At 73.2% G+C, this 19,479-nt stretch carries 12 protein-coding genes; 10 read left to right on the forward strand and 2 right to left on the reverse strand.

The features are described 5' to 3' along the window. Nucleotides 1–230: 230 nt before the first annotated feature. Entirely contained in the window at nucleotides 231–1,550 is a 1,320-nt protein-coding gene (locus ACFY30_RS37595; RefSeq protein ID WP_390849633.1) for a helix-turn-helix domain-containing protein, read from the reverse strand. Between the two features lie 186 nt (nucleotides 1,551–1,736). Here ACFY30_RS37595 and ACFY30_RS37600 point away from each other — a divergent pair, with 186 nt between their 5' ends. The 6 genes from ACFY30_RS37600 to ACFY30_RS37625 all read left to right on the forward strand — a co-directional run bounded on the left by ACFY30_RS37600 (nucleotide 1,737) and on the right by ACFY30_RS37625 (nucleotide 14,386). Next, nucleotides 1,737–2,462, forward strand: a complete 726-nt coding sequence (locus tag ACFY30_RS37600; RefSeq protein ID WP_390849634.1) for a response regulator transcription factor — start codon at nucleotides 1,737–1,739, stop codon at nucleotides 2,460–2,462. Between the two features lies 1 nt (nucleotide 2,463). Further along, nucleotides 2,464–3,948 (forward strand): sensor histidine kinase, encoded by a 1,485-nt coding sequence (locus tag ACFY30_RS37605; RefSeq protein ID WP_390849635.1) that lies wholly within the window; start codon nucleotides 2,464–2,466, stop codon nucleotides 3,946–3,948. 612 nt (nucleotides 3,949–4,560) lie between these two features. Further along, entirely contained in the window at nucleotides 4,561–5,547 is a 987-nt protein-coding gene (locus ACFY30_RS37610; RefSeq protein ID WP_390849636.1) for a sensor histidine kinase, read from the forward strand. Between the two features lie 581 nt (nucleotides 5,548–6,128). Next, nucleotides 6,129–8,894 carry a LuxR C-terminal-related transcriptional regulator gene (locus ACFY30_RS37615; protein ID WP_390849637.1) on the forward strand — a complete coding sequence of 922 codons (2,766 nt, stop codon included), beginning with the start codon at nucleotides 6,129–6,131 and terminating at the stop codon, nucleotides 8,892–8,894. Then, entirely contained in the window at nucleotides 8,891–11,431 is a 2,541-nt protein-coding gene (locus ACFY30_RS37620; RefSeq protein WP_390849638.1) for an AAA family ATPase, read from the forward strand. Before ACFY30_RS37615 ends, ACFY30_RS37620 begins: the two co-directional genes overlap by 4 nt. Nucleotides 11,432–11,503: 72 nt before the next feature. Next, nucleotides 11,504–14,386 (forward strand): AAA family ATPase, encoded by a 2,883-nt coding sequence (locus tag ACFY30_RS37625; RefSeq protein ID WP_390849639.1) that lies wholly within the window; start codon nucleotides 11,504–11,506, stop codon nucleotides 14,384–14,386. A 51-nt stretch (nucleotides 14,387–14,437) separates the two neighbouring features. Here the strand turns inward: ACFY30_RS37625 and ACFY30_RS37630 are convergent, their stop codons facing one another. Then, entirely contained in the window at nucleotides 14,438–15,208 is a 771-nt protein-coding gene (locus ACFY30_RS37630) for a thioesterase II family protein (RefSeq protein ID WP_390849640.1), read from the reverse strand. Nucleotides 15,209–15,500: 292 nt separating this feature from the next. On the opposite strand from ACFY30_RS37630, the gene ACFY30_RS37635 reads away from it, so the two are divergent. From ACFY30_RS37635 to ACFY30_RS37650, 4 genes are all read left to right on the forward strand, one after another. Further along, nucleotides 15,501–16,352: a metallophosphoesterase family protein gene (locus tag ACFY30_RS37635; RefSeq protein WP_390849641.1), complete on the forward strand. Its 852-nt coding sequence runs from the start codon at nucleotides 15,501–15,503 to the stop codon at nucleotides 16,350–16,352. 5 nt (nucleotides 16,353–16,357) lie between these two features. Further along, on the forward strand, nucleotides 16,358–17,107 hold the full coding sequence (locus ACFY30_RS37640; RefSeq protein ID WP_390849653.1) for a 4'-phosphopantetheinyl transferase: 750 nt from the start codon (nucleotides 16,358–16,360) through the stop codon (nucleotides 17,105–17,107). 105 nt (nucleotides 17,108–17,212) lie between these two features. Then, complete coding sequence (locus ACFY30_RS37645; protein WP_390849642.1) at nucleotides 17,213–18,697, forward strand: NDP-hexose 2,3-dehydratase family protein; 1,485 nt, start codon at nucleotides 17,213–17,215, stop codon at nucleotides 18,695–18,697. Then, complete coding sequence (locus ACFY30_RS37650) at nucleotides 18,681–19,463, forward strand: NAD-dependent epimerase/dehydratase family protein (protein WP_390849643.1); 783 nt, start codon at nucleotides 18,681–18,683, stop codon at nucleotides 19,461–19,463. The genes ACFY30_RS37645 and ACFY30_RS37650 overlap by 17 nt, the downstream gene beginning before the upstream one ends. Nucleotides 19,464–19,479 lie beyond the last annotated feature (16 nt).

The raw sequence follows: 19,479 nt of genomic DNA on the forward strand, positions 1-19,479 counted from the left end.
CGAGGCCGTGAGGATGTGGGTCACATGGCTTTTCCTCGAAGCGCCGGCGTCGGCCGAGACGTTCGACCGTGCCGAGAGCATTGCTTCGGCGGCGCGGCCCGGACTGCACCGCACCGCATCGCACCGCCGTCGGAGCGGACCCGGAGCCGGCCGTCCAGGGGGCGTGGCCGAGCCGTGTCCTGTCGCCTGTGCGGTGTCGGTCGTCGCCGGTCGTGGCCGGTGCTCTTCGTTCAGGTGGGAGCGTAGGCCGTGGTGACCGGGGGGACGCCGAGGCGGGCTCGGGCCGGGTGGGCCGGCATGTGGAGGGGCGGTTGGGGGGCCGGACCGCGAGGGGCCGGGATGCGGGGGCGGGTCGCGCCCGCGCCGCGGGTGAGCGGGCCGTCCGGAACGGCTGCGTGGTCGCTGACGTAGGAGGTGTCCCCGGGTGCGGACGCGCCCGTCGTCAGGGTCGGCTCGGGCCAGGTCAGGCCCGCGCTGCGCTGGAACCGGGTGACGGCGGCGACGGCGAGGGCCGCGCGCAGGGTGCACAGGCCACGCAGCCCGTCGAGGCGCTGGCCGGTGAGCAGACCGATCCGCTGCAGGCGGCGGTCCAGCGTGTTGCGGTGGATGCCCAGCCGCTCACAGGCACGGTGTCGGACACCGTCGGCGGCGATGAGGGCGGTCAGGGTGTCCCAGAGGACGGGGTGCTCGTTCAGCGGCTCGACCATCTTGAGAAGCCGCTCGGAAACGGCCGGGGTCTCCGTCGCGCCGTACTCCACCAGGACGTCGTCGAGTCCGTACACGCCGGGCGGACAGTCGAGGGCGAGGAGCGTGGCGCAGATCCCGTCGGCGACCGTCACTCCGCCCGCCTCCTGTTCCGCCCGCCCGTCCGGCGCGCCGACGGCCGGGTCCTGCCAGTGGACCGCGATCCAGACGTCGCCCGGCAGGTCCTTGTGGGCTTCGCGGGCGAGGGAGACGGCCTCCTCCTGGTCGGCCGCCGGCAGCAGGACGTGGGCGCCTTCGTCGGAAGCCGGTACGACCGCGGCGGCCAGACCCCGGAAGACCCGGTGGATGTCGGCGATCGTGCAGGACAGGGCGCGCACGGCCAGCACCGCGTGGGCCTTGGTGGACGTCTCCTGGGTGAGATGCGCGGGGACCTGCCGGGGAGGCTCCGGATCGTTCTCACCGCCGGTCCCCACCTCGAAGAAGCCGCAGTTCAGCTCCCGGCCCACCAGCCGGCCGGCGTCCCCGAGCCGCAGCACCATCACCTCGTGCGTCAGAGCGTCCTGGTCATGGGCACCGACCGTGCACCGGTTGATGAGATGGCGCGTCATGCCCCCCACCATGGCGAGCAGTTCGTCGAGCGACCGGCCGCGTCGCGCCCACGCCCGGCCCTCCGCACGGATACGAGCCGCGCTCTGCCAGCTCCAGTCGCCCTGGCCGGACACCACCTCGGTCAGAGCCGAGAAGATCTCCCAGCGGACTCTGCGGCATCCTTCGTCGACATCCTCGATCCCCTCCGACGCGAAGAGTGGGTGAAGATCAGGTATGGCCCCCGCGTGTGTGGTCATGTCAGGACAGCAAAGTCCACGAACTTCAGAGATACATCAAAGTCCGCTCAGAGCACGATCGGAAAAGGAACCGGGGGATCATCCCTGTGCCATCATGACGAGGACAGCAGGTGATCCCGTCTTCCTCGATTCCGCGGGCAGATCTCGACAACAATGGGTTCTTACCGACTTCATGGTGCGCACACGATGAACCAGAGCGACACGTCCTCGAAAACGACCGTGCTCGTCGTGGAGGACGAGTCCAGCATCGCCTCCATGCTCACCATGGCGTTGCAGTTCCTCGGATTCGAGGTGATCACCGCCGGCCTGGGGGGTGAGGCTCTCGCCCTGGCGGCCGACCGCGCCCCGGACGTCGTACTGCTCGATGTCGTCCTTCCCGACATGGACGGCTTCGAGGTCTGCCGGGCGCTGCGGGACGCGGGCGTCAGCGCTCCCGTCCTGTTCGTGACCGCCCGCGACGCGGTGGAGGACAAGGTCCGGGGCCTCGAACTCGCCGACGACTACGTCACCAAGCCGTTCGACCTCAACGAGGTGGTGGCCCGGATCCGGGCCGTGATGCGCCGCGGACGTGAACTGACGCCTGTCAACGGCCGCAGGCTGCGCGCCGGCTGGGTGGAGCTGGACCGGGACACGCGCGAGGTCTGGCGGCACGGCGAGCCGGTGCAGCTGTCGTCGACGGAATTCGCGTTGCTGCGCTATCTGCTGGAAAACGCCGACCAGGTCATCTCCAAGGCGCAGATGCTGGACCACGTCTGGAGCTACGACTTCCGCGGCGAGTCGGGAATCGTCGAGACATACATCTACTATCTGCGCCGCAAACTGGGCGACACCGACCAGGCGCTGATCCACACCGTTCGCGGCGCGGGCTATCTGGTGCGCTCGGCCCCTCCCGGACATCTCAGGGAGGACTGAGGTGTCCACCGCCGCGTACGCCGCCCCGAGCCGTCGCGAGGACCGGGGGGCCCGGTTCCGCGCGGTCCCCCGGTGCTCCATCCGCAGGCTCGTCTGGGGCTTCCTCGTCATCGCAGCGATCGGTGTGCTCGGTGCCGACCTCTACTGCGTGTCCACGCTGTCGCACCGCCTCCGGGAGCGCACCGACCGGCAGATCACGCAGACCCACCACGCCCGGCTGGAGGCACTGCGTGCCGGGAAGGGCCTGTATCCGGCCCGGGACGGATCAGCGTCCCTGGTGACCGACGGTCGCGGAGCCGTGCGCCTGTCGACGGGGCCACCGTCCCTCCTCGCCGGCCTTCCGACATCGGCGGACCAGTTGCGCGAGCGGGACGGCACCGGTCACCCGCTGCCGGTGGCGGGCCGAGCGGCACGGGCGCTGGTGGACCGTCTGCCGGACGGCACCTACCTGGTGACCGCGCGGTCGACGGGCGCGGACGAGGCGACCGTGCGGACGCTGATGGGCATCGAGACCGCCACCAGCATCCCCCTGATCGCCGTGTTGGCTCTCGGGGCCCTGTGGACCAGCCGGTGGGCCTTCGTCTCCCTGCGTGAGATGTCGCGCGACGCCCGGCGGATCGCGGAAGGCAGTGCCGCGCCCTCGGAACGCATCCCGGTCCCGGCCCAGCCACTGAGGGAACTGCGGTGCGCCGCCGACACCTACAACTACCTGCTGCGGCGCATCGAGGAGGGTTCGGTGCGCCGACGGAAGGAGGAGAACAGGCTGTGCGAGCTCGTCGACGCCGCCAGTCATGAACTGCGCACCCCCCTCACCACCATCACCGGGTACACGCAACTGGCCCTGATCCGGGCGCTGGACGACCCGCGCCGGCTGGACCAGGCGATGGAGCAGGTCCAGAAGGAGACCCGGCGCCTGATCAGCCTGGTGGACGACATGCTGCTGCTGGCCCGGCTGGGGCATGGCGGGATGCTCGAACAGCGTCCGGTAGACCTTGCCCAGCTCTGCCTTCAGGCGGTGCCCCGGGCTCAGAGCTCCGGTGCCCCGCGCACGCTGCGCTGTGTGGTGGAGTCCTTCCCGCACTGGGTGGAGGGCGACCGGCGGTGGCTGACGCAGGCGATCGACAACCTGCTGGCCAACGTGCTGGCCCACACCCCCGAGGACACCTCGGCCCTGGTCCGGCTGGGCCTGGACGGGGAACGCCATGTCATCGACGTCATCGACGACGGCCCCGGCATCGACGAGTCCGTGCGGGACCGCATCTTCGAGCCGTTCTTCCGCGCGGCGAGCGCCGCACCGACGGATCCTCGGGCGCCCCGGTGCCCGGGCCGCGGACTCGGCTTGAGCGTGGCGGCGGCGGTGATCACCGCACACGGCGGTTCCATCGGTCTCGAACCGACCGAGCGCGGCGCCTGGTTGCGGGTCACCCTGCCCGCCGCGGGACGGGGACGCCTTCTGGACGCGGCGGCACCCGGAGCGCTGCCCTGAGCCGGAACCGACGCGGTACGCCTCCGCACATCCGCCGGACCGGCGCCGGGCATCCCGGCGAAAACCAGGGATTCCCCTAGATCCACGGAGCGAGAGTGCGTCATGCCCGCGCCGGCTGCGTGTGATCCGGCTGAGGGGCGGAATCCGGCAACGGGTGACCGTGCGCCGCGCCGCCCCGAACCCGTACGACGGCCTTGAGCAGCGCTTTTCCGTCGGGCGCCGCGGGGTCGGCGGGCGGCGGTGCGGTGCTCGTGGACGAACACGCGGTCGGCGGGGCTGCTCCTTCGAAGAGTCGGGGCCGCAGCGTTCCGACTGCGCGGCGAATCCCCCGTATGTCCGACTCCACCCCTTCCCACCTGGTCTTCCTTTCCTGTCGACGCCCATAGCGCGTTGTAACACCTTCGTCACGCGGAGACTTGCCGACCCGAGAGGGGCCTTGGGTATCGTGCCGCCAAGCAAGGCTTGTTTTCATCGCGTTGGCGCAAGGCACCCGGATCGGGCGGTGAGGTGTATTTTCGACGGACCGGCGAGGAGACCGAGGTGTCGGTGCCTCACCCCCTGAACTCGGCGCGGAGCCCCCACAGACGTGCGGCGGTCGGGGCCCTGTCCCTCGTGGCCGTTCTCCTGGCCCTGTCCGCCGGGCCGGTGCAGGGCGGCGGGCCGTCGCCGGTCAGACCGGCCACCGCCTGCGCGACGACCCTCCACTCGGGCGCCACCGGTCGCGGCGGGGATCGAGTGGCCGTGATCGGCGGCAGCACGCACAGCATGGGGATCGTGGGTCCGATACCGGCCCTGCGGGCCCCTGGTTCGCGGGCGCTGCTCAAGCTGGCACTGGTCTTCCTGCCGTTGTTGGCGGCTGTCGGGCTCTGCGCCCAACTGCGCAGGGAGCGCGAGAACCGGCGCAAGTCCGAGCAGCGGATGATGGCGTTCGTCGCGACCGCCTGCCACGAGTTGCGCACTCCGCTCACCGCGATCTCCGGCTATGTCCAGTTGGCCAGACTGGGCGGGCTGGCCGATCTGGAGAAGTTCGATCTGGTCATGGCCCGCATGGCCGACGAGAACCGCCGTATGTCGGGCCTCCTGGACGAGTTGATGCTGCTCGCCCGTCTCGACCTGGGCCAGCCGCTGCGCCGTGAGCCGGTCAACCTCGCCCAGTTGTGCCGCGAAGCGGTGGCCGACGCCCAGGCCTGTTCCCCGCACCATCCGATCCGGCTCACGATCCTGCCGGGCACCCACGCGGTCACCGGCGACCGGGACCGCCTCTACCAGGCGGTCGCCAATCTGCTGGCGAACGTGCGGCATCACACGCCCGACGGCACGCGCACCGCGCTCGGTCTGGGCACCGAGGACGGTTTCCGGGTCATCGAGGTCATCGACGACGGGCCGGGCATACCCGTCGAGTTGCGCCACTCGTCCTTCGAGCGGTTCGTCCACGGCGGGCAGACGCCGGCCGCCGGGTCGGTGGTCACGGACACGGGCGGCGGCGGGAACGGCCTGGGACTGAGCGTCGTGGCGGCCATCGTCACCGCCCACGGCGGCACGGTGTCCCTGGAACCCGGCCGCCGGGGGGCGTGGTTCCGCATCCGGCTGCCCGCCTGAGCCGCGCCGGCCACGCCACTGAGCCGCCGGATTTCCGGCGCGCCGCACCGGTCCCGGCAGGGAGCAAGAAGGCGCCATCTCCGGGGAGAAAGAACTTCGAGGGAGCCCGGCGGCACACAGAAAATGTCGCACGTTCAATCGTCGTGAAGCAGCTGCCCGGAAAACTGACTTAAATTCTAGGCGATTCACTAGTCACGGCTCATTCACACCCGCTCCACATCGGCGCGAATTGGATGAACCGGACAGCAATACCCGTCAACACGGATTCTTCCGGCCTTTCCGGGGTGCCGTCGCGGCACTCCCAGGAGCATTCCCGGCACCGCATCTTTCACATGACATACAAGCGGACAGGGCTAATCCGCTACAATCCAGAGCGTTGTGTGTGCGCCAACCATGAACCAAGAACAAAGCGCTAGAAACCGTTTACAAGGCGGTGAGCGCCTTACGCCCTTCACCCATGGGCCACTGTGGACTTAGAGCCACACGCCGCCGTGCAGACCCCGCGGCCCGCTCGTTCTCCCCTCACCTCCCCGCACAGAGCCCATCAAGTGTCCGTCCCCCACAGAACATTCGGTGGCCCCGTGAACCGCACCTCGGCCTTACCGGCCCATCGATCACCCAGCACGCCTGAGATCCCGGCCGACCCCCTGGTGGGCAGATCCACCGTGCTCTCGGCACTGATCGACCACATGCCCCCGACCGACTCCGGATCCGCCACCGGCGTGCTGCTGACCGGGCCCGCCGGAATCGGCCGCAGCGCGGTGCTGCGGGCCTTCTGCGACCTCGTGGCCCCCCAGGCGTCCGTGCTCCTTGCGGGCCCGCTGGACGGAACCTGGTACGACGCGGTCGGATCCGCACGCGGCGACTCCCCCCTCGGCCGGCCCTCGCCGGGCGAAGGCCCTCTGTCGTGCCATCAGCTCCACGAGACGGTGCTGGAGCTCTGCCGGCGCGGGCCCGTGGTGCTGGCCGTGGACGACGCGCACCTGTCCCGCCCGCAGTCGCTGCGCGCACTCGACTACGTCCTGCGCAGATCCCTCGGGCTGCCGCTGCTGCCCGTCATCACGGCGGCCCCCGTCGCCGAGCCACCGGCCCTCGTCCGCCTGCTCACCCACCATGCGTGGACCACGGTCGAGTTGACCCCCCTGTCCGACACCGACATCGCCGAACTGCTCACCCGGCGACTGGGACACGAACCCTGCGCGACCCTGCTGCGTGAGTGCCTGGAGCGCTCCGAGGGCAACCCCTCGGCCGTGCACGCGCTCACCGACCGGCACACCGGCACACCTGGCGCGGCAGACGACGAGACGGGTGACGGCCCCGCGACCTTCCAGGGTCTGGGAGCGCTCCCCTCCTCCGCCTCCGCCGTCCTGTCGGCCGTGGCCGTGCTGGGGTGCGCCGACCCCGAGCTGGTGAGCCAACTGATCCGGATGCCCCTGCCCGCCGTGCGGCGCGCTCTGCACCAGCTCACCGAACGCCGGGTCCTCCCGCTCGGCGGCCCGCGCGCCCCCTCGCGGGGACCGGCCGCCGACGTGCCGGAGGGCCTGTCGAGCGACGACCTCCTTCCGCTGTACGCCCGCGCCGCCCGGCTCCTGGAGGACGCGGGCCGACCACCTGCCCAGGTGGCGAACGTGCTGCTGCGGATCCGGTACGGGGCCGCGCCGTGGATGCTGGAGGCCCTCTACAGCGCGGCCCTGTCCACCGACTCGCCGGACGCCGCCGTACGCTACCTGTCGCACGCGCTGGACATCGGCGCCGGCGAGAACACCCGCATGCTGCGCCGGATCAGGGCCCTGCTCGCCGACACCCTCAGCACCGCCGCACCGGAACGGGCGGTCCACCAGCTGAGCACGCTGCTGGCGAGCAGCACCGACGGACACGAACTCGCCGACATCGCACTGCGGTACGCCGACACCCTCGTCGTGCTCGGCCGCGGTGACGAGGCCGCCCGGCTGCTCGCCGACGTGCTGGACCACCGGGCCGGCTTCGGGAAGGTCGTCGTCCCGCAGGAAAGCCGCCCCGCGCTGGAGTCCGCCCTGCTGCTCACCGGAGCGCTGGGCCCCGGAACCGTGCACTGGGTCCGGGAGCGCTCCCTCGCCTCCGGCGAACCCGCCGGCAACAGCCCCGGCGACCGCCGGCTGCGGCTCGCCCGCGCCGCGCTGTCGGTGCTCAGCGGCCGCCCCGTGCGCGAGCACCCCCGCCTCCCCGCCGTCGACGCCCCCGGCACCCCCCTGGACGACCTGTCGCTGATCGCCTCCGCCGTCGTCGCGAACCTCACCGACGACAACACCGCGGCGCTGGACACGCTCGACCGGCTCCTCGGCAACCAGCTCCGCGGGGAACTGGACCCCAGCCGGATCCACGCCCTCACGGTCCGGGCTCTGGTGCTCAGCGCGACCGGCGACCTGCTCGCGGCCGAACGGGACAGCCGGCTCGCCCTGGAACTCGAGCGCCGGCGCGGCGACGGCCCCGCCGTCACGTCCGCCGTCGTCTTCGCCTACGTACTCGCCCAGCGCGGCACCATGGCCGCCGCCGCGGCCGTCCTCTCCAAGGTCGCCTGCACCGAACTGCGACGGCTCTCCTACATCCACCCCGTGTACTGGTGGGCGACGGCCGCCGTGCGACGCGCCGAGGGCGACCTGCGCGGCGCGCTGATCACCCTGCGCGCGAGCGGGCGCGCGCTGGGCCCGGAGGGCACCGAGTCCCCGCTGGTGCTGCCGTGGTGGCTGGAGGCGTCCGACCTGCTGACGGAACTCGGCCGCCCGGCCGAGGCACGCCGGGTGGCGGCCCAGGGCGGCGCGCACATAGCCCGCTCCGACACCCCGCGCAGCGCCGGACTGGCCCTGCTGGCCCGCGGCCTGGCCACTGAGGGCCGCGCCGGCCACCGGCTCCTCGACGAGGCCTGCGCGCGACTGGCCGACTCCCCCGCGCGGTTGCTGCGGGCCCGCGCCGAATACGCGCTGGGCGCCGCCCTGCTCGACGACGGGGACCCCCTGGCCGCCCGGCCCCGGCTCCGGACCGCGCTGGACCTGATGACCGGGTGCGGGGCGGGCAACGCCGCGAAAGGCGTCCGGCTCCGGCTCGCCGAGGCGGGCGGGCGCCCCCGCCAGCCCACCAGCCGCCCCGACGACGCCCTGACGACACGGGAGCGCAGGGTCGCCGCCCTGGCGATGGCCGGCCGGTCCAACCGGGAGATAGCGGAAGCGCTCTACATCACCCGGCGCACGGTCGAACTGCACCTGACCCACACCTATCAGAAGCTCGGCGTGAGCGGCCGGGAGGAGCTCGTGGGCGTGCTGCGGGCCACCCTCCGGCCCTGTGCGGCCCAGGCCGGTGACGGGGGACGATGAGCACCGCACCGGACCGTCGGACCACACCCCGTAACCCCTTCCTGCTCAAACTGGCCTCGCTGGACGGCTTCACACCGCTGTACGGGCGGCAGGCCGAACAGGCGGCGCTGCTGCGCATGATGAACCGGCTCGCCGTCGGACAGCCCGGGGTGACGGTGATCCACGGCGTCCCGGGCGCCGGCCGCAGCCGCCTGCTGCGGCGGGGCATGGCCCTCGCCCGGGTCTCCGGTGTCCAGGTGCTCACCGCTCTGGGCACGGCCCCGTCCTCGCCCGCCCCCTACGCCTTCGTACGACAGCTGCGGCCGGTCCGTTCCACGGCGGGGGGTCCGGCCCCTGCCGCGGAGCCGCCCGCGGAGGACTCGGTGCAGGGCTGGTGCCGCTCCCTCCTGGCCACCGCGTCCCGGCCGACGCTCCTCGCCCTGGACGACGTCCAGTGGGCGGACCCGGAGTCGGTGCAGGTGATCGCGGGGCTGCTGCGGCGGCTCGCGTCGGCCCCGCTCGGGGTGCTGCTGACCGTCGCCTCCGCCGACGGCGAGTTCCCCGACACCTGCGCGGAACTCCTCGACCAGGCGGCCGTCTTCCCCGATGGCCGAGGGCTGCTGCTGGACCTGGCGCCGCTCGGCGTGCCCGAGATGCACGCGATGTGCACCGCGTCGGGACTGCCCGTTCCCGCGGCATCGGACGACGGCTGGTGGGAAGGCGTCACCGGGCTCACCCGTGGCAGCCCCTGGGTGATGCTGCGGGCCCTGGAGAAGCTGCGCCGCGAGCCCGCCCTGGTCTCCGCCGTCGGGCTGCGGACGGCGCTCTCCCAGCAGATCGAGGCCGCGGACCGGGACCGGGCCACCGAGTCGGCCGCGAAACTGACCGCGGGACCGCTCGCGCTGATCCGCGGTCTCGCGGTCGCCCGGGATCTGCTGCCGCTGGACCGGGTCGCCGCGCTCGTGGGGCTGGACGAGGCCGAACTGTCGGTGGCCGTGCGGACGTTGCGGGTACACGGGCTGATCGGCCCCGGCGATCCCCCGAAGCTGCGGATGACGGGCTGCACGGCCGGGCTGCTGGCCGGTACGGACGGCGACGAGCGCAAACGGCTGCACGCGCAGGCGGCCCGCTGGGCGCACCGCTATGACGCCGACGAGGAGGCGCTGTCCGTCCTGCTGCTGAACACCGTGCCGCTGGGCGAGCCCTGGGTGCCGCCGGTACTGCGCCGCACCGCCCGCACCCTGCTCGCCCGGGGCCGGCACGCCGGGGCCGCGGAACTGCTGGAGCGGGCGCTGCGCGAGCCGCTGCCCCTGGCGGAGCGCGCCGAAGTGCTTCTGGAGGCCGCCGAGGCGTACGCGATGATCGCGCCCGAGGCGGCGGACCGCAGGATCGCGGAACTGCTGTCCGCGGCGCAGGCCCGACCGCATGTGCGCGCGGCCGCTGCGGACCTGCTGCTCAGCCGCGGCGAACCCCAGGCCATGCTGCCCCTGTCGGCCCGCTTGTACGGGACGCCCGGCGCGGAGCCGGCGGGCGTCCCCTCCCGGAGCCGGCCCACCGGCGTCCCTCAGCCCAGGACCACGGCACGCAGTGCCAGGACGGCCGCCCACGGTGAGCCGGGGCCGGACGCCCGTTCGGCCCTGCTCGCCGCGGACGCGTGGCGGCGGACGGTGCGGGGACACGACGCGGCCGCGGTGCGCGCGCTGTGTCTGGACGCCCTGCGGGCGCCGCTCGACGAGGCGCTGTTCCCCCGGTTCACCCTCTGCTGCGCGTTGTCCGTCGCGGGCGCCCACGAGGCCGCCCGTGACGCGCTGGACGTGACCCTCGCCGAGGCCGCACGTCGTCGCAGCCCCGCACTGGTGGGGTGGGGGCGGCTGCTGCGCGCCCAGCTCAGTCTGCAGGCCGGTGCCCCGGACACCGCCGCGCACGACCTCTCCTCCTGCCGGTCCCTGGCGCCGCCGGAGGTGTGGGATCCCACCCGGCTCACCCTGCTCAGGGCGACGGAGATCCGCCTGCTGGTGGCGCGGGAGCGGTACACGGAGGCCGGCCGACTGGCCGGTGAGGAGCTGCCGCCCGGTGCCGAGGAGAGCGGCCCCTGGATTCATCTGCTGTACGCCCGCGCCCAGTTGTCTCTCTGCCAGGGGCGCCCCCGGCAGGCACTGGCCGAGGCCGAGGAGTGCGGCCGGCGCACGGCGGCCCGTGGGTGGTCCAACCCCGCGCTGGTGGCCTGGCGCTCGCTGGCCGCCCTGGCCCACCTGGGCTGCGGGGAGGACGACCGGGCGGCGGAGCTGTTCGCCGAGGAGGCGCGGCTGGCCGAGCGGTGGGGCACCGGCTCCGCACTGGCCTGGACCGACCTGCGCCGTGGCCTCGGCTCCCCCGCGCCACGGGCGGCACGGCTGACCGAGCGCGCCCTGCGCCGGCTGGGGCCCACCCCCGTGTCCCGGCGTTACGTCCAGGCCGTCGTCGCCCGGGAGGCCGCCGGATCGCGCCGGGGGGAAGGGGCGGACAGCGCGTCGCCGGCCTCCGAGACCCAGGACGGCGGCACTGCGATGGGCCCATGACGCTGCGCACCCGCCCCACCCCGCACCCACCCCCACCCCGGCTCAACCACACCGCGCAAGGAGGCCGCTGGCATGCTGCTCGAGCGGCAGAACGAACTGAAAGAGGCGGCCGAGGCTCTTCGGCTCGCGGCACACGGCAACGGATCCATGGTCGTGATCAGCGGGCCGCCCGGAAGCGGCAAGTCGGCCGTTCTGTCGGAGATCGGCGAACTCGCCGCCGGTCTGGCCACCGGCCCGACGGCCGGGTCGGTGGTGCCCGGCCGCCCTCTGGTGATGCGTGCCTACGCCGCCCCCTCGGAGCGTTCCTTCTCCCTCGGTGTCACCCGGCAGTTGCTGGAACCGGTGCTCAAGTCGGGTGCGTTCGCGAGCAGATGGTGCTCGGGACCCGCCCGGCCCGCGCTCGCCTTCCTCCAGGGCGACCCGGAGTCGCCCCGGCAGCACACCGCCACGACGGTACGCGCCCTGCTGGCCATGGTGGAGAACATGAGCCAGGAGCGCACACCGGTCCTGCTCATCGACGATCTGCACTGGGCGGACGAGGGCACACTGGACTGGCTCGACGAGTTGGTGCGGCAGGTGCCCCATCGGGGCATCCTGGTCGCGGCGACCGTCTGCGAGGGAGAACCCGCGGCGGAGCCGCCCGGTGTGCGTCCGGTCGCCGCCGCCGAGCACGTCCTGTTCCCGGCCCCGCTGGGCGCAGCGTCGGTCGACGCCCTGATCCTGGAGCGCCTGGGCGTGCCGGCCGACCCGGAGTTCATCTCCGCGTGTCACGACGCCACGCGCGGTAATCCGCTGCACCTCGTGTCGCTTCTGCAGGAGTGCCAGTCCCGCGGCGTCGCCCCGGTGGCGGCCGAGGCGTCGAGGGTGGCCACGCTGGTGCCGCCCGCGCTGCGCCGGCGACTGCTGCTGTGTCTTCAGGAACAGCCGCCGTCCGTACTGGCCGCGGCCCGTGCGCTGCAGGTCCTCGGGGACGGTGCCGATCCGCAGGTGGTGGGTGAGCTGGCCGGACTGGACCGGGTGGACCGCGAGGCCAGTCTCTGGCGGCTGCGCCGGCTGACGCTGGTCGTCCGTCAGGGCACCACTCTCGCGCTGGCCCATCGGGCGGTGCACGAGGTGATCGAGGACGCCATGCCACCGGGCGAACGCAACCGGCTGCACCTGAAGGCCGCCGCGCTGCTGCGCTACCGGGGCAGCACGCCCGAACGGGTGGCCGGTCATCTCCTCGCCACCACCGCCCCGCTGGACGACGACTCGGTGGCGGCGCTGCGCCACGCCGCCGAGGCGGCCACGCTGCGCGGCGCCCCCGAGACGGCGGCGCGATATGTGCGCCGGGCGCTGCGCGACGTACCGCCGCACAGCGAGGAGCGGGCCCGGTTGCTCGTGGAACTGGCGACCGTGGAGCGCAGTTTCGCACCGTCGGTGGCGGTCAGGCACATCACCCAGGCGTTCCCGCTGCTGGCCTCGGCCCGGGCCCGGGCCGAGGCGCTGTTGACGCTGACCCCGGTGGCGACCGGTGCCACGCTGCTGCCGCTGGGCGACGCGATGCGGCAGACGGCACGGGAACTGACCGCCACGGAGGCACGGCCGGCCGACCGGCGGCCGCTGGAACCGCGGCTGGAGGCCCGGCTGCACCATCTCTGCGACATCGATCCGTCGGTGCTCGCGTCGGCCGCGGGCCGGCTGACCGGGCTGGGCGGACGGCCGGAGATGACGCACGCGGGCCAGCGTGAGCTGCTGGTGGCCCTGATGTACACGGTGACGGTGTCCGCGGCGCTGCCCGCCGCGCAGCTCAGGACACTCGCGGCCCGGGTGCTGGCACACGAGCCGGCGCGCGCGGCCCATGTGCACACCATGCTGCCGCTGGTGGTGCCGGTCTCGGTCACCGCCGACTCCGTCACGGGACTGATGTCCTGGCTGGACACGGCCCTGGCCGACGCGGAGCGCCGGGGCGGACGGCTGGAGCAGTCGGTGGTGCTCAGTGAGCAGGCGCTGGTCCTGCTCGCCCAGGGCAGGCTGTCGGCCGCGCGGGAACGGGCGGTGCGGGCCTGCTCGGTGATCGGACCGCAGGAGGCGAGCGCGCTCTCGCTCATCGCCCTGGCCATGGTGGCGCTGCGCACCCGCGAGCCGGAACTGGTCGACGGGCTGCCGGAGCGGATCCGCGGTGTGCACGAGAACTGCGTGCTGGCCGGGCTGCTCACCATGGTGCGGGGCATGAAGGCGGAACGACGGCACGAGCCGGCCATGGCCGTGGAGCACTTCCTGGACGCCGAGTACGCGCTGGAGCGGGCCGGTTGGCGCAACCCGGTGCTGGCGCCGTCCGCTTACTGGGCGGCCCGCACCCTGCACCGCATGGGCGAGGCCGAGCGGGCCGAGCAGCTGTGCGAGCAGCACCTCGAACAGGCGCGGGCCTGGGGTGCCCCGTCGGGTCTGGGCCGTGCGCTGGCGCTCCGGGCGGCCGTGACGGACGCGGCCTCGGCGCCGAGTCTGCTGCGGGAGGCCGCCGGGGTGCTGGAGGGCTCCGCCGATCTCCTCACGCGGGCGTCGGTCCTGCTGCGGCTCGCGGAGGCGGTGGCACCTCGCCATGCCGCGGAGGCGGAGGCGGCGCTGCGCACGTCGTACGAGTTGGCGGTGGACTGTGGAGCCTCTCGGATCGCGGCCCGCGCGCAGGAGATGCTGGGGCCGGCGGCGGTGGGGGTCCCGACGCGGGGGCGGCTGACGTCGGCGGAGCGGATGGTGGCGCGGATGGCCGTGGAGGGTCTGACCAATCAGGCCATCGCCGACGCGCTCGGGGTCTCCCGGCGGGCGGTGGAGAAACATCTGACGAACTGCTACCGCAAGATGTCGACGTCCGGCCGTTCCGGGCTCGCGAGCGCGCTCGAGGACGCGGGCCTGTTCGAGCCGACGGGCGCGTCGGCTCAGCCCGCCGAAACGATCCGCCCCCAGGGGGCGGCGTGAGCGCGGGGCGGGTCGTGGGCGGCGGGCGATCGCGCGGACGGGGGACGCCGGTCAGGTGTCCTGGAGCGCGGCCTGTGCGGTGAAGTGCTCGTCGAGCACCTTCAGCACGTCGGCGGCACGGCTGTTGAGGTAGAAGTGGCCGCCGGGCATGACCCGCAGGTCGAAGTCCGCGGTGGTGTGCTTCTCCCAGTCCTGGGCCTCGTCGACGGACGTCTTGGGGTCGCTGTCGCCGACGAGCGCGGTGACCGGGCAGCCCACCGTGGCGCCCGGAGCGCACCGGTAGGTCTCCACGGCCCGGTAGTCGCCGCGGAGTGCCGGGAGGATCATGCGGATCAGTTCCTCGTCCCCCAGCAGCCGGTCGTCGGTGCCGCTCATCGACTTGATCTCGGCGATGACGCCGTCGTCGTCCCGGCGGTGGACCTGCTCGTCGCGGTAGCGGGAAGGGGCGCGCCGGCCCGAGGCGAACAGCCGTACCGGGCCGCCGCCCTCCCGCTCGAACCGCCGGGCGGTCTCGAAGGCGACGAGCGCGCCCATGCTGTGCCCGAAGAAGGTCAGCGGGCGGTCGTCCCAGCCGCGCAGGACCTGGTGCACCTGGTCGGCGAGGGCGCCGATGTCGTCGATCAGCGGCTCGTTGCGCCGGTCCTGGCGGCCGGGGTACTGCACGGCGACGACGTCGACGCGCGGGCTGAGCGCGGTGGCCACGGGAAGGTAGTAGCTGGCCGAGCCGCCGGCGTGGGGGAAGCAGACCAGGCGGTGGGCGGCCTCGGGAGCCGGGTCGAACCGCCGGCACCACAGGCCGTCGTCTGCGGGGGAAGCACTCACGCTGTTCGTCCGTCCTCTGTCAGGGGATTGCGGTGGGCTGGATCACTGGCGTGCTCCTGCGGGTGTGCCGCAACTATCCGGCACCGCCGTGCCGTGCGGGACCTCGCGTCCCGAAGTCTGGTCGTTTCCCCCGTACTTGCCCCGGCGGGGCGGCTGTGCGTTGTGCGGCGGGAGGGCGCGGTGGCATAAAGCTGAGCGCCGGACGCGTGTCCGAGGCGCCCGACCCCCAGCGAGGAGCCCCCATGCCCACCACCACGGATCCACGGCCCGCGACGGGCGAAGCACGAAAGCGGTGAGCGGTGTCCCGGGCGGCAGGCTCTACGCGGTCAGTGACCTGCACGTCGCCTACGAGCACAACCGCGCCGTGGTGCGGCGACTGCACCCCTCCGATCCCTCCGACTGGCTGATCGTCGCCGGGGACGTCGGGGAGCTGACGGCGGACGTCGAGTGGGTGCTGCGGCTGCTCGCGGAGCGGTTCGCGACCGTGGTGTGGGTGCCGGGCAACCACGAGCTGTGGACGCATCCCGACGATCCGGTGCCGCTGCGGGGTGAGGCCCGCTACCGCAGTCTGGTCGAACTGTGCCGGTCGCTCGGGGTGCTGACCCCGGAGGACCCGTACGTCCGGTGGCCCGGCCCGGACGGGCCGGTGGTGATCGCGCCGCTGTTCCTGCTCTACGACTACTCGTTCCTGCCGCCGGGCGCCACCGGCACCGCCGACGCGCTGGCCCGGGCGGAGAAGGCGGGGGTGGTGGCCACCGACGAGTTCCTCCTGCACAGCGATCCCTACCCGGACCGGGCGGCCTGGTGCCGGGCCCGGGTGGCCTACACCCGCGAACGCCTGGACGCCTGTCCGCCCGACCTGCCGACCGTGCTGGTGAACCACTTCCCGCTGGTCCGCGAGCCCACCCGCATCCTGCGGTACCCGGAGTTCGCGCTGTGGTGCGGCACGACCGCCACCCACGACTGGCACCGGCGCTACCGGGCGGCCACCGTCGTCTACGGCCATCTGCACATCCCCCGCACCACCTGGCACGACGGGGTGCCGCACCGTGAGGTGTCGCTGGGCTACCCGCGCGAGTGGCAGGCCCGCGGCATGCCCGATCCGTTGCTGCGCGAGATCCTGCCCCGGCGAGGTGCCCGATGACGTCGCTGATGCGCCGCCTGCTGCCTGACCCGGTCGAAGTGACCGAGGTGCGCGGGGAGTTGACGGCACCACCGCTGTTCCCGGAGGAGGAGGCGGTGGTGGCGCGGGCCGTGGACGGCCGTCGGCGCGAGTTCGCCACCGGGAGGAGGTGCGCCCGTCTGTCGCTGGCCGCGCTGGGCCTCGCGGCGCAACCGCTGCTCCCCGGCCCGCGGGGAGAGCCCCGCTGGCCCGACGGGGTGGTCGGTGCGATGTCCCACTGCGACGGCTACCGCGTGGCGGCGGTGGCCCGCGCCACCGATCTGGCGGCGCTCGGCGTCGACGCCGAGCCGGCGGCCCGCCTCCCGGACGGCGTCCTGGAGGCGGTGTCGCTGCCCGGGGAGCGCGCCGACCTCGCCCGGCTGGGGCGAACGGCACCGCAAGTGCCCTGGGACCGGCTGCTGTTCAGCGCGAAGGAGTCGGTCTACAAGGTGTGGTTCCCGCTCACCCGCCGGCCGCTCGGGTTCGAGGAGGCGCGGCTGCGCTTCACGCGGGAGCGGGACGCCGCCGGCGCGGTGTGCGGGAGGTTCGAGGTCAGGCTGCTGGTGCCGGTTCCCGCGGAGTTCTCGGGTGCGGTCGGCGGCGCCGGGCTCACCGGCCGGTGGCTGGTCGACGGGGGGCTGGTGCTGACCGCGCTGGCGCCCGTCGTGCGCCGGTCCGGTGACGGGCCGGACTCCTTCGGGCCGGCCGGCCGGGCCTCGGTCCGGCAGCCGGGGTGACGGCCGGCCAGCCATCTCCTGCCCGCCGCGTCAGCCCCCGCTCCACGGGCCGCGGGCAGCTGCCGTGGGGTGTCGATCCGATGACGATCCGATGGAGAGGCAGCGATGCCCCAGCTCAACACGACCGGTCCCGAGTCCGACACCGATGCGGTCCTCGCCGCGCGGCTGGCCGTCTCCGCGACGGCCACCGGGGGCGAGGTGATGTCGGACGTCGAGTTCTTCGACTGGTTCGACCGGCGCCGCCGCAGCCACAGCCAGGAGGTGCGCCGCAGCACCTTCGCCGCGATGTCCGGCTGGGACTTCGTCCCGGACACCGGTGATCTGGCGCATCGCAGCGGGCGGTTCTTCACCGTGCGCGGCATGCGGGTGCGCACCGACTTCGGTCCGGTGCCGGAGTGGACCCAGCCGATCATCCGGCAACCGGAGATAGGCATCCTCGGTCTGGCGGTCCGCGAGACCAACGGGGTGCTGCACTGCCTGATGCAGGCCAAGTCCGAGCCGGGCAACGTCAACGGGGTGCAGCTGTCGCCGACCGTGCAGGCCACCAAGAGCAACTACACCAGGGTGCACGGTGGTGCGTCGGTGCCCTATCTGGACTGCTTCCGGGAGCCGGAGGCGCGGGGTCACCGGGTGCTGGCCGACGTGCTCCAGTCCGAGCAGGGCTCGTGGTTCTTCTGCAAGCGCAACCGCAACATGATCGTGGAGGTCGGCCCGGAGGTGGAGGCGGACGAGGACTTCTGCTGGCTGACTCTCCGTCAGGTCAATGCGCTGCTGCACTACGAGAACCTGGTCAACATGGACGCGCGTACGGTGCTGTCCTGTCTGCCGGACTGGCACCACGGCGCCGGCCCGGCCACCGGCGTCCACTCGGACGTGGCGATCCGCAGCTGGATCACCACGCAGCAGAGCGAACGGGAGGCCAGCGCCTCCCTGTTGCCGCTGAGCGAGGTCGAGCAACGCGACTGGTACCGCGCCGAGGACCGTATCTCCCATGAGCGGGGCCTGTTCTTCAGCATCGTGCCGGTGGACGTCCTGTCCAACCGGCGTGAGGTGACGTCCTGGTCGCAGCCGCTGCTCGAACCGCACGGCGTCGGGGTGGTGGCGATGCTGGTGCGCCGGATCGACGGCGTGCCGCACTGTCTGGTGCAGGCCCGGGTCGAGCCGGGTTATCTGGACGTCGTAGAACTCGGCCCCACCGTGCAGTGCACCCCGGAGAACTACGCCCATCTGCCGGCGTCGGCCCGACCCCGCTTCCTCGACCTGGTGACGGAGGCCCGTCCGGAACAGGTGCTGTTCGACACGGTGCTGTCGGAGGAGGGCGGCCGCTTCCTGAACGCGCAGAACCGGTACCTGATCATCGAGGCGGACGACGGCGTCCCCGCCGAAGTCCCGGGCGACTACCGGTGGGTGACCCTGCGCCAGCTCGGAGAACTGCTGAAGTACAGCCACTACGTCAACGTGCAGGCGCGGACGCTGGTCGCGGCCCTGCGCAGCGTCACGGGGGTCCCGAGCGGCCTGCACCTGGCGGGCGTGCGGGGTGGCGGGGCGGTTCCGGCCCGGGAGGGGGGCGACCGTGCGGATCATCGGTGACGGCTTCCTGGCCCGCAACCTGACCGACGCGTTCGGGGACCGTTTCCCCGGGGTGACCGCGATCGCCTCCGGGGTCTCCAGCACGGCCACCACGGCCCCCGCCGAGTACGACCGTGAGGCCAGACTCCTCTACGAGGTACTGGACGAGTGCCGGGCGGCGGGCCGGCGGCTGCTGTTCCTCTCGACCGCCTCCTTCTCCATGTACGGCTTCACGGACGACGCGGTGAGCGAGTCCGGTCCGCTGCGACCGCCGACCACGTACGGCCGGCACAAGCTGGCGCTGGAGACCGTGGTGCGCTCCTCGGGCGTGGAGCACCTGATCCTGCGGGTGAGCCACGCGGTGGGCCGTCACCAGCGGCCGCACCAGCTGCTGCCGGCCCTGGTCCGGCACGTCGGGGAGGGCCGGGTGACGGTCCATCAGGGCGCGCACCGGGACCTGCTGGACGTACGGGATCTCGTGCACGCGGTCGACAGGCTGCTGACGGACGGCGTGTGCGGCGAGGCGGTGAACGTGGCTTCGGGCGTCCCGCAGCCCGTGGAGTCGATCGTGACGGCCATCGAGGACCGTCTGGGCGTCAAGGCCCACCGTGTGCACCGTCCCGGCCCGCCGGCCGTCACGCGTGCGTCCGTCGAGCGCCTTCGGCGGCTGGTGCCGGACTTCCGTGCGGCGACCGCGGACGAGGACTATCTGGGCGCGTTGCTGGACTCCTATCTGCCGTACTACACCGCCCAGTCGCGGGACCTTGCCGTGCTGCCGTCGCCGTGAACGCGCCACAGACTGG

Origin of the sequence: Streptomyces sp. NPDC000345 (assembly GCF_042898825.1) — a bacterium.
Taxonomy (GTDB): domain Bacteria; phylum Actinomycetota; class Actinomycetes; order Streptomycetales; family Streptomycetaceae; genus Streptomyces.